Here is an 8881-nt window from a genome sequence, read left to right on the forward strand (position 1 = left end):
CGCTGGCTGCTGCGCTGGATCGCGTTTTTGCGTGCCTGGATGCGGGCGATGGAATGGCCATCCTTTAGCCACGTGCCGCTGTCACAGACGGCACGGGGCGCTTGAAGGGGATTTTTCAGGGACAACTAAGGAAGCTCTGAACAACTCCTCCATCGGGTTTTGATCGACGCCTGAGCTTGTAGGCATTACGTAAGTGATTCCGCAAGTTGCGAGTGTTGCGATTAGGTCAGATTGCTAGCGTTCTCGCTGGTCCGGCAATTGTTCAGAGGTTCCCTAAGCGATTGCTAGAAATCTATTCGCACACTTCACATCAATGACGATGCGTTTGCTCTTGGCATGCATCGCGCGCCACCCGTCGGGGCTCCTTCTCCAAAGTAGCGCGGCAGAACATTCCACTCCCGTCAGAAAGTGGCTGAATGTTCTTATTCCTAGAATTGATCAGTACTGCTCACGCGAAGGCCTTGTGGCCTGCGCCAATAGTGAAAGCTTTATGGCTGCCCGTCCACCACCTTGCATGGTCATGGTGAATGGCTCGCACTTTTTTATTGATGAGAGCAATAATTGCGCTCATATGCAAAGACCGGCGATTAGCCGGTCTTTGCATTACTTGTGTGGTTATAATCGATTACACCGACAACTCCAGCAACAACTTATTCAACCGCCGCACGTAGCCAGCCGGATCCTTCAGGCTATCCCCCGCCGCTAGCGCAGCTTGGTCAAACAACACGCGACTCAAGTCGCCAAACCGGTCCATATCCTGTTCGGCATCCAGTTTCTCGATCAGGGGGTGGGCCGGGTTGAATTCGAATACCGGCTTGCTTTCCGGTACGGCCTGGCCGCTGGCTTCCAGCAGCTGGCGCATCTGCAGGCCCAGGTCGCCTTGGCCGATGGCCAAGATCGCGGGGGAGTCGGTCAGGCGATGCGAGACGCGTACTTCGGCCACGTCGTCGCCCAGCGCTGCCTTGATGCGCGAGGCCAGGCCTTCCTTGGATTTAGCGACTTCTTCCTGCGCCTTCTTGTCTTCTTCTGAATCCAGCTTGCCCAGGTCCAGGTCGCCGCGGGCCACGTCCACGAACGACTTGCCGTCGAATTCGGTGAGGTAGCTCATCAGCCATTCGTCGATGCGGTCGGTGAGCAGCAGCACTTCGATGCCCTTCTTGCGGAACACCTCAAGATGCGGGCTGTCCTTGATCTGCGCGTAGCTTTCGCCGGTGAGGTAATACAGCTTGTCCTGGCCTTCGGCGAGGCGACCAACATAATCGGCCAGGCCCACGCTCTGCGCGCCGCTGGTGTCGTGCGTGGACGAGAATCGCAGCAGGCCGGCGATCTTTTCGCGGTTTGCGTAATCCTCGGCCGGGCCTTCCTTCAATGCCTGGCCGAAGTTGCGCCAGAACGTGGCGTAGTCGTCCGGCTTGTCCTTGGCCAGCTTTTCCAGCATGTCCAGCGAGCGCTTAGTCAGCGCCGACTTCATCGAATCGACCACCGGGCCGGACTGCAGGATTTCGCGCGAGACATTGAGCGAGAGGTCCGACGAATCCACCACGCCCTTGATGAAGCGCAGGTACAGCGGCAGGAACTGTTCGGCCTGGTCCATGATGAAAACGCGCTGCACGTAGAGCTTCAGGCCCTTGGCCGAATCGCGGTGATACAGGTCGAACGGCGCGCGGCCGGGCACGAACAGCAGCGAGGTGTATTCCAGCTTGCCTTCGACCTTGTTATGGCTCCACGCCAGCGGGTTGCCCACGTCGTGGGCGACGTGTTTATAGAACTCCTGATATTCCTCGTCCTTGATTTCGGACTTGGGGCGCGTCCACAAGGCGCTAGCGCGGTTGACCGCTTCCCACTCCGGCTCTGCTGGCTTGTCGGCGTCTTCGCCGTAATGTTCCTTGCGCATCTCGATCGGCAGGCCGATATGGTCGGAGTATTTCTTGAGGATGCCGCGCAGCGTCCAGCCATCGGCGAAGCTGTCTTCGCCGTCCTTCAGGTGCAACACGATGCGGGTACCGCGCTCGGGCTTGTCGACGCTGGCAACTTCGAATTCGCCTTCACCACGCGAAGACCAATGCACGCCTTCGCTGGCCGGAAGACCGGCGCGACGCGAGTACACATCGACCTGGTCGGCGACGATGAACGCGCTATAGAAGCCCACGCCGAACTGGCCGATCAGGTTGGCGTCCTTCTTCTGGTCGCCACTGAGGTGCTTGAGGAAATCGGCGGTGCCGGACTTGGCAATCGTGCCCAGGTGCGAGACCGCATCTTCGCGGCTCATGCCGATGCCGTTGTCGTCGATGGTGACGGTGCGCGCGTCCTTGTCGTAGTCGACGCGGATGCGCAACTCGCCACTGCCTTCCAGCAGCTCGGGCTTGACCAAGGCTTCGAAGCGCAGCTTATCGGCGGCGTCGGCAGCATTGGAGACCAGCTCGCGCAGGAAGATTTCCTTGTTCGAGTACAACGAATGGATCATCAGCTGCAGCAGCTGCTTGACCTCGGTTTGGAAGCCAAGTGTCTGCTTGTCGGTATCAACGGTCATTGGGGTCGTGCTCCGTGGTGGTCCAGGCCGCAATGCGGCCGATGGCCTGGGGGATGCGGCCGTCTGCCGATTTTTCAAGGCAGGCCTGCGCGATCGAGGTGTGCATCGCCGCCGGCGCGGGGCAGGGTGGCTGTAGCGATGCGGGCGCTATCATGGCCGGCCATTCGTCTTGCTTCGAACCATGTCGCCAACTGCGCTACTGCCATGCTGCACCCGCTTGCCGTCGATAGGCGCCTGGCGATGAACCGCCCGCAGCGGCCGGTACCGCGGGCCGCGGAAGGGCAGGTGCGCATTGTTGGCGGGCGCTGGCGCAATACGCGTCTGGCGGTGCCCAGCTTGCCCGGCCTGCGCCCCAGCAGCGACCGTGTGCGCGAAACGGTGTTCAACTGGCTGATGCCGCGTCTGCCCGGTGCGCGCGTGCTGGATCTGTTCGCGGGGTCCGGCGCGCTGGGCCTGGAGGCGGTGTCGCGCGGCGCCGCGCATGCCACCCTGATCGAACGCGACCCCGGCCTGGCGCAGCGGCTGCGCGAGCACGTGATCCGGCTGGACGCCGCCACGCAGGTGCAGGTGCTGCAGGAGGACGCAGTGCGCTGGCTGGAGCGTGCGCCCGCAGCGCTGGCCGACATCGTGTTCGTCGACCCGCCGTTCGCCGCTTGCCTGTGGCCGGCAGTGCTGGAACGCCTGCCCGCGCATGTGGCCGCCGATGCCTGGCTGTACCTGGAAGCGCCCGCCGATGCGCCGCTGCTGCCGGCCGGCTGGCACCTGCACCGCGAGGGCGCCACCCGTGAGGTGCGCTATGCGCTGTACCGCCGGGCCGCTGCTACACTGAAGAGCGATCCGACCCCGGTAGTCTCCGTATGAGCGTTGCCAATAGCCGCACTGCGGTCTATCCCGGTACCTTCGACCCGATCACCAACGGTCATATCGACCTGGTGAATCGCGCCGCGCCATTGTTCGAGCGTGTGGTGGTGGGCGTGGCGTACAGCCCGTCCAAGGGCCCGGCGCTGTCGCTGGAACGCCGCGTGGCGCTGGCCCAGGAAGCGCTTGCGGCACATACCAATGTGGAAGTGCGCGGCTTCGATACCCTGCTTGCCCATTTCGTGCGCGAGATGGGCGCCGGCGTGCTGCTGCGCGGCCTGCGCGCGGTGTCCGACTTCGAATACGAATTCCAGATGGCCAGCATGAACCGCCATCTGATTCCGGAAGTGGAAACGCTGTTTCTCACCCCTGCCGAGCAGTACAGCTTCATTTCGTCTTCGCTGGTGCGCGAAATCGCGCGGCTGGGCGGGGATGTTTCCGGCTTCGTGCCGGCATCGGTTGTCGAGGCCTTGCGGCAGGTGCGCGAATCCCGCGCGCAGGCTTGATCAGTTGCAGTTACATCACCACACGCCTTTCAAAGGGAGGAGTTTCATGAAACACACCATGCGCGCTCTGGCGCTCGCTTCGATCGCCGCTCTGGCGGTCACCGCCTGCAAGAAGGAAGCGCCGGCGCCGACCGCTGCCGCCGCTCCGGCTGCGTTGACCGCACCGGCCAAGGACGACAACGCCGGCTGGAAGAAGTACCTGCAGGAAGTGGTTGGCCAGAACCTGGGCACCACCACCAACAGCCCGTTCCTGTACTACTTGCCGCCGGAGTCGGATGCCGAATTTGCCGGCAGCTACGAGCGTCAGCTGGAAAGCGTCAAGACCGCACTTGCCCGCGGCGTGCAGCCGGGCAACATGCTGGCCTTCGGTTCGTCCGCGTCTAGCAAGATGGCCGACCTGATCGATGCAGCGTTCAAGGACGTGGCACCGGACTCGATGAAGGGTGTGCGCGTGCTGTTCATCGGCAATGCGGTCGACAACGCGCGTGTGCAGACCATCGTCCAGCCCAAGGGCGCGGAATACATCTTCGTTGAAGCCAAGTAATGCCGTACCAGGCCGGATGCGCGGGAGGGCGTATCCGGCTGCGGCGTGGAAACGCACCATGCTGCTGAGTTCGCACTCCACCGGAGCCGGCCGTGTCAGGCCGGTCTCCGACAGCGCCCACGGCGTTGTCCACCTGTCGCTACGCGCCATCTGCGCTCGGCTGCAGCAGTACATTGCGTTCCAGCGCTTGCGATTGCAGCGCGCTGTGTCACGTCGCATCGTAGTGCCGATATGTCTCTGAAAATCAACGAGCTCTGCGTCAATTGCGACGTCTGCGAGCCGGCGTGCCCGAATCAGGCCATCTCGATGGGCGAAACCATCTACGTCATCGACCCGGCGCGTTGCACCGAGTGCGTGGGCCATTTCGACGAAGCGCAATGCGTGGTGGTGTGCCCGGTCGAATGCATCGACCCGGATCCGGCCATTCCGGAAACCCATGATCAATTGCTGGCCAAGCTGATGCAGCTGCAGCGCGATCATCCCGAACTGTACGAACAGGAGCCTCCCGCCCCGTGAGCACTTTGTCCCGAGCTTTCTCCGCACGTGGCCTGTTGTTGCTGGCCTTGGTACTGGCGCCTACCGCCTGGTGCGCCGATGCCGCCAAGCCAGCAGCGGTCACTACTGCAGCGGTTGCCGCGCATCCGCCCGGCGCGGCGATTGCCAGCGGCCATGCCCTGGCCACCGATGCCGGCCTGCAGATCCTGCGCGAAGGCGGCAATGCCTTCGATGCCGCGGTGGCGGTGTCGTCCACGCTGGCGGTGGTTGAGCCGATCAGCTCAGGGCTTGGCGGCGGTGGCTTCTTCCTGCTGCACGATGCCAAGACCGGCAAGGATGTGATGCTGGACGCGCGCGAAACTGCGCCTGAGTCGGCCACCGAAGCGCAATTTCTCGACAAGAAAGGCGAGCTGGACCGCGATCGGTCGGTCAACGGCCCATGGTCGGCCGGCATCCCGGGCCTGCCCGCGGCACTGGTGGAACTGGCTGCCAAACATGGCCGCCTGCCACTGAAGCAGTCGCTGGCGCCTTCGATTCGCATTGCCAGCGAGGGCTTCCCCGTATACGCGCGCATGGCCAAGGGTTATGCCTCGCGGCGCGAGGTGATGGAGCGCTACCCCGGCACGCGCGAGGTGTATCTGCGCGGCGGCAAACCCATCGCCGAAGGCGAAACCTTCAAGCAGCCGGAGCTGGCGCACACGCTGCAGCTGCTCGGCGACGAGGGCTTCGACGGGTTCTACAAGGGCGAAACTGCCAAGAAGCTGCTGGCCGGCGTGAAGCAGGCGGGCGGCCAGTGGAAGGCGGCCGAGCTGGCCGGGTACCGGGTCAAGGAGCGCACGCCGATCCAGTTCGATTACCGCGGCTGGAAGATCACCACCGCGCCGCCGCCGTCGTCCGGTGGTATTGCGCTGGCGGCGATGCTGCAGATTCTGGAAGGCTGGGACTTGAACACACTCGATGACCTGCATCGCACCCATCTGGTGGTGGAGTCGATGCGCCGCGCTTACCGCGACCGTACCTTCTTCCTGGGCGACCCGGACTTTGTGGACGTGCCGCAGCGCGTGCTGACCAGCAAGGATTACGCGCAAGGCCTGCGTGCCACCATCAACCCGGACAAGGCCACGCCCAGCGATCTGCTGTCGGGCAACCCCACGCCTTTGGAAGACGACGAGACCACGCACTTTTCCATCATCGATGGGGAAGGCAACCGCGTCGGCGCCACCCAGACGGTCAACCTGCTGTACGGCTCGGGGCTAATTCCCAAGGGCACCGGCGTGCTGCTCAACAACGAGATGGACGACTTCGCGCTCAAGCCCGGCACCCCGAATGCGTTCGGCGTGATGGGCTACGCCGCCAACGCGCCGAAGCCGGGCAAGCGCATGCTCAGCTCGATGACGCCGACCTTCATGGAATCGGCCGACAAGGCGATCGTGCTCGGCACCCCGGGCGGTAGCCGCATCATCACCATGGTGCTGCTCGGTATCCTGGGGTACGACGCCGGCCTGGATGCGCAAGCAGTCAGCGCGTTGCCGCGCTATCACCACCAATGGCTTCCGGACGTGATCGAGGCCGAAACCGACGCGTTCTCCCCGCAGACTGTCAAGGGCCTGCAAGCGATGGGACACGCACTCAAACTGCCCGGCGACACCGCCGAAGGCGGCCGCGGCTCCAGCCACGTGTGGGGCAACCTGCAAACAGTGGAATGGGACAAGCGCCGCAACGTGCTCAGCGGCGGCAGCGACCCGCGCAACCCGGTGGGCAAGGCGCAAGTGCAGTTGGATGCAGCGGCGCGCTGAGTGAGAGACGACGTCGCAGACTTGCGTCTGCGATGGACAAACAGCGAGGTGCACACCGGTGTGCCTCGCTTTTTTTACGCGATCACGCGAGCGATGCCTGCGTTGACCCGAATGTTTTTGCGTTCAAACCGGTGGTCTGCCCATGGAGATCGAATGTCAGGCGCATGCCTGATCGAAATATCAGGCAATGGGTCGATCCGCCGAAGTGGAACATGCCGAGCGGATCGCCTTTTCTGACGTAGTGCCCCTTGTAGACGCCGAGCTCGCACGTGGGGACCTCGGCCATGCCCACCGCCATGAAGCACATCACGCCGATGGCCGGATTGTCGGCCTGGATGTAGATCATCGCGCGCGTGGCGATCTCGATGATGTAGGCCTGCGCGGAGTTGGGCCCGGCCGAATCGAAACCTTCGGCAAGCGCTTGTGCGTAGTAGGTTCCAGGTTGTAGATGCGTCTTGACGATGCGACCGGACACCGGACTATGCTAGCGGTGATAGCTGAGTGCATCCAAAAAATGCCTGATAGACGCTGCCCCCCCCCCACAAACTGTTCGACATATGCATCGTGCGCAAGCATGTGGTCGAGCGAGTATGGCTGCGCCTTGATCCAGAAACGGTCGCGCAATTGCACGCCGTGTGCCAGCCGGTAGGGCGCGGATTCGCAAGCGTTGACGATGACCGCATCGTCGTCGGGCGCGTCGAACGGACGGACGCCGGGCCGAAAGCGGCGGGTAAAGAAATCGTCCCAGGAGGTGAATCCGTAATGGGGCGCAGTGGGCTCGCAGATGAGGTTGGTTGCGAAGTCAGGCATGGCAGTCTTTGCAGCGCGGCCGAACCAGCCGCTGACCGGATCGCTGTTGAGCACGTAGGTTGAATCCGGCGAGGCCAGAAAACGTGCCCACTCGTTGAGCATCGCGCGAAATGCCGCGTTGACCTTTTCGTTCAAGAACGCGCTGGCGCCGCTCCCGGTGCCCATCGGCCAATCGAGATTGCATTGATCGGGAAACCCACAAGGCCGGTCTGATTGAACTCCGGCGCACGCGTCATGATGGCGTCGAACAATTTCAGCATCAGGTGATAATCGCGGACCTGCGGCTTGCCGGTTGGATACCGGTTGCAGGGCTGTCTGTGCGGTACCTGCTCGAACATCTGATGGAACAGCATGTAGATCTGCGCATCGCCTTCGATCAGTGCCTTGAAATCCTCGATGACCGGATGCAACGGCCGCGGAGAGGCTTTTCAGCGTGTCGGCGTCGACCTCGCGTACCAGCGCGTTCAGCCAGTCATCCAGAACGCGCTGATCGCTGGGCAGCCACTGGCCGACCCGGTGGGCGATATGGCAATGCAAGTTGGTTGTCGTAGGTCTCTCACAGCTGCGGCGGGTCGGTGGCGTCAGGCCACGGCTGCCAGGTCGAGCCGGGCTTGGCGGCGTGCCCAGAACGCAGAGTCCGGCCAACGGCGTTCGAGGTCGTCGAAATGATTGCGGTTGATCAGATATTCGGAAAAACGCGCCTGCACCGCAGTGGCGTAGTCATCGGACAGATCGCGATCGGTGGTCAATGCCGCATGAGGTTTGTCGATGCTGGGGTTGCGGATCGGCGGCAGGTGACCGTCGCTATAGCTTGCGATGCGCTGGCGCCCGGCTTCGGGGAGGATGAAGGTAGTGGTTTTTTTTGTTGGCCACGTGCACGGTCCACACGATATCGATGACGGTGTTGTCGCCGACCGTCGAGCCGATGACGATTTCCTGGCCGCCGCCCCGCGGCCAGCGTTTTTCGGCCAGGTCCGGATACGCAAAGATGCGGAAACGGGCGGCATGTCGTTTGAGTGCGCCGTGGATATCGCGCAGATCGGAACTGCGCACCGGTTCCGACTCGGTCCCGGCCCGGATCGGCAGGCCTCCGGTCACATCCGATGCGCCGGAAAGCGGAGCGCCGGTCATGCTCTCTGGCGCGATGACATGCTCGTTACTATTGCCCACCCGCGCGATGCCGATGGCGGCATGGATACGAAAGTTTTCCATTAGGGATGGTCTGATCAACGCGACCGGAAAACGAAGCAACCGCATCCGCCGCGCTGAGGGCGCTCAAATCGCCGATTTTTTGCCGGTTTCGGCCGTTTGCGGGGTGTTGCCTGGGTTACAGGGTGGGCGG

General features: G+C 63.0%; 10 protein-coding genes and 1 pseudogene. 5 read left to right on the top strand and 6 right to left on the bottom strand.

The window, feature by feature from the left end; all coding sequences use genetic code 11:
• Positions 1–625 precede the first annotated feature (625 nt).
• Together htpG and NX05_RS24270 are read right to left on the bottom strand one after the other, a co-directional pair.
• The gene (htpG, locus tag NX05_RS18485) at positions 626–2530 is read right to left on the bottom strand and encodes a molecular chaperone HtpG (protein WP_039432640.1); all 1905 of its coding nucleotides are present in this window, start codon (positions 2528–2530) and stop codon (positions 626–628) included.
• Positions 2520–2684 carry a hypothetical protein gene (locus NX05_RS24270; protein ID WP_162231369.1) on the bottom strand — a complete coding sequence of 55 codons (165 nt, stop codon included), beginning with the start codon at positions 2682–2684 and terminating at the stop codon, positions 2520–2522. The genes htpG and NX05_RS24270 overlap by 11 nt, the downstream gene beginning before the upstream one ends.
• 50 nt (positions 2685–2734) lie before the next feature.
• Between NX05_RS24270 and rsmD the strand changes: the two genes are divergently transcribed.
• The 5 genes from rsmD (at position 2735) to ggt (ending at position 6729) form a co-directional block, all read left to right on the top strand.
• Positions 2735–3391: a 16S rRNA (guanine(966)-N(2))-methyltransferase RsmD gene (gene rsmD / locus NX05_RS18490; protein WP_172645686.1), complete on the top strand. Its 657-nt coding sequence runs from the start codon at positions 2735–2737 to the stop codon at positions 3389–3391.
• Positions 3388–3894 (top strand): pantetheine-phosphate adenylyltransferase, encoded by a 507-nt coding sequence (coaD, locus tag NX05_RS18495; protein ID WP_010372369.1) that lies wholly within the window; start codon positions 3388–3390, stop codon positions 3892–3894. The genes rsmD and coaD overlap by 4 nt, the downstream gene beginning before the upstream one ends.
• Before the next feature lie 46 nt (positions 3895–3940).
• Positions 3941–4438, top strand: coding sequence for a hypothetical protein (locus tag NX05_RS18500; protein ID WP_039432644.1), 498 nt, complete (start codon positions 3941–3943; stop codon positions 4436–4438).
• A 231-nt stretch (positions 4439–4669) separates the two neighbouring features.
• Complete coding sequence (locus tag NX05_RS18505; RefSeq protein ID WP_003489796.1) at positions 4670–4954, top strand: YfhL family 4Fe-4S dicluster ferredoxin; 285 nt, start codon at positions 4670–4672, stop codon at positions 4952–4954.
• Positions 4951–6729 carry a gamma-glutamyltransferase gene (gene ggt, locus NX05_RS18510; RefSeq protein WP_039432647.1) on the top strand — a complete coding sequence of 593 codons (1779 nt, stop codon included), beginning with the start codon at positions 4951–4953 and terminating at the stop codon, positions 6727–6729. The genes NX05_RS18505 and ggt overlap by 4 nt, the downstream gene beginning before the upstream one ends.
• Positions 6730–6811: 82 nt before the next feature.
• Here the strand turns inward: ggt and NX05_RS24570 are convergent, their stop codons facing one another.
• From NX05_RS24570 to NX05_RS25045, 4 genes and pseudogenes are all read right to left on the bottom strand, one after another.
• Positions 6812–7204 carry a phosphatidylserine decarboxylase gene (locus tag NX05_RS24570; protein WP_207895309.1) on the bottom strand — a complete coding sequence of 131 codons (393 nt, stop codon included), beginning with the start codon at positions 7202–7204 and terminating at the stop codon, positions 6812–6814.
• Positions 7205–7275: 71 nt separating this feature from the next.
• Positions 7276–7892: pseudogene (locus NX05_RS25030) on the bottom strand (phophatidylserine decarboxylase associated domain-containing protein); the annotation flags it as partial.
• Positions 7893–8120: 228 nt separating this feature from the next.
• Positions 8121–8288, bottom strand: coding sequence for a hypothetical protein (locus NX05_RS25040; protein WP_230597569.1), 168 nt, complete (start codon positions 8286–8288; stop codon positions 8121–8123).
• A gap of 55 nt (positions 8289–8343) precedes the next feature.
• Entirely contained in the window at positions 8344–8751 is a 408-nt protein-coding gene (locus NX05_RS25045; RefSeq protein WP_039432650.1) for a LodA/GoxA family CTQ-dependent oxidase, read from the bottom strand.
• Positions 8752–8881: the final 130 nt, after the last annotated feature.

Origin of the sequence: Xanthomonas vasicola (assembly GCF_000772705.2) — a bacterium.
Classification (GTDB): Bacteria; Pseudomonadota; Gammaproteobacteria; order Xanthomonadales; family Xanthomonadaceae; genus Xanthomonas; species Xanthomonas vasicola.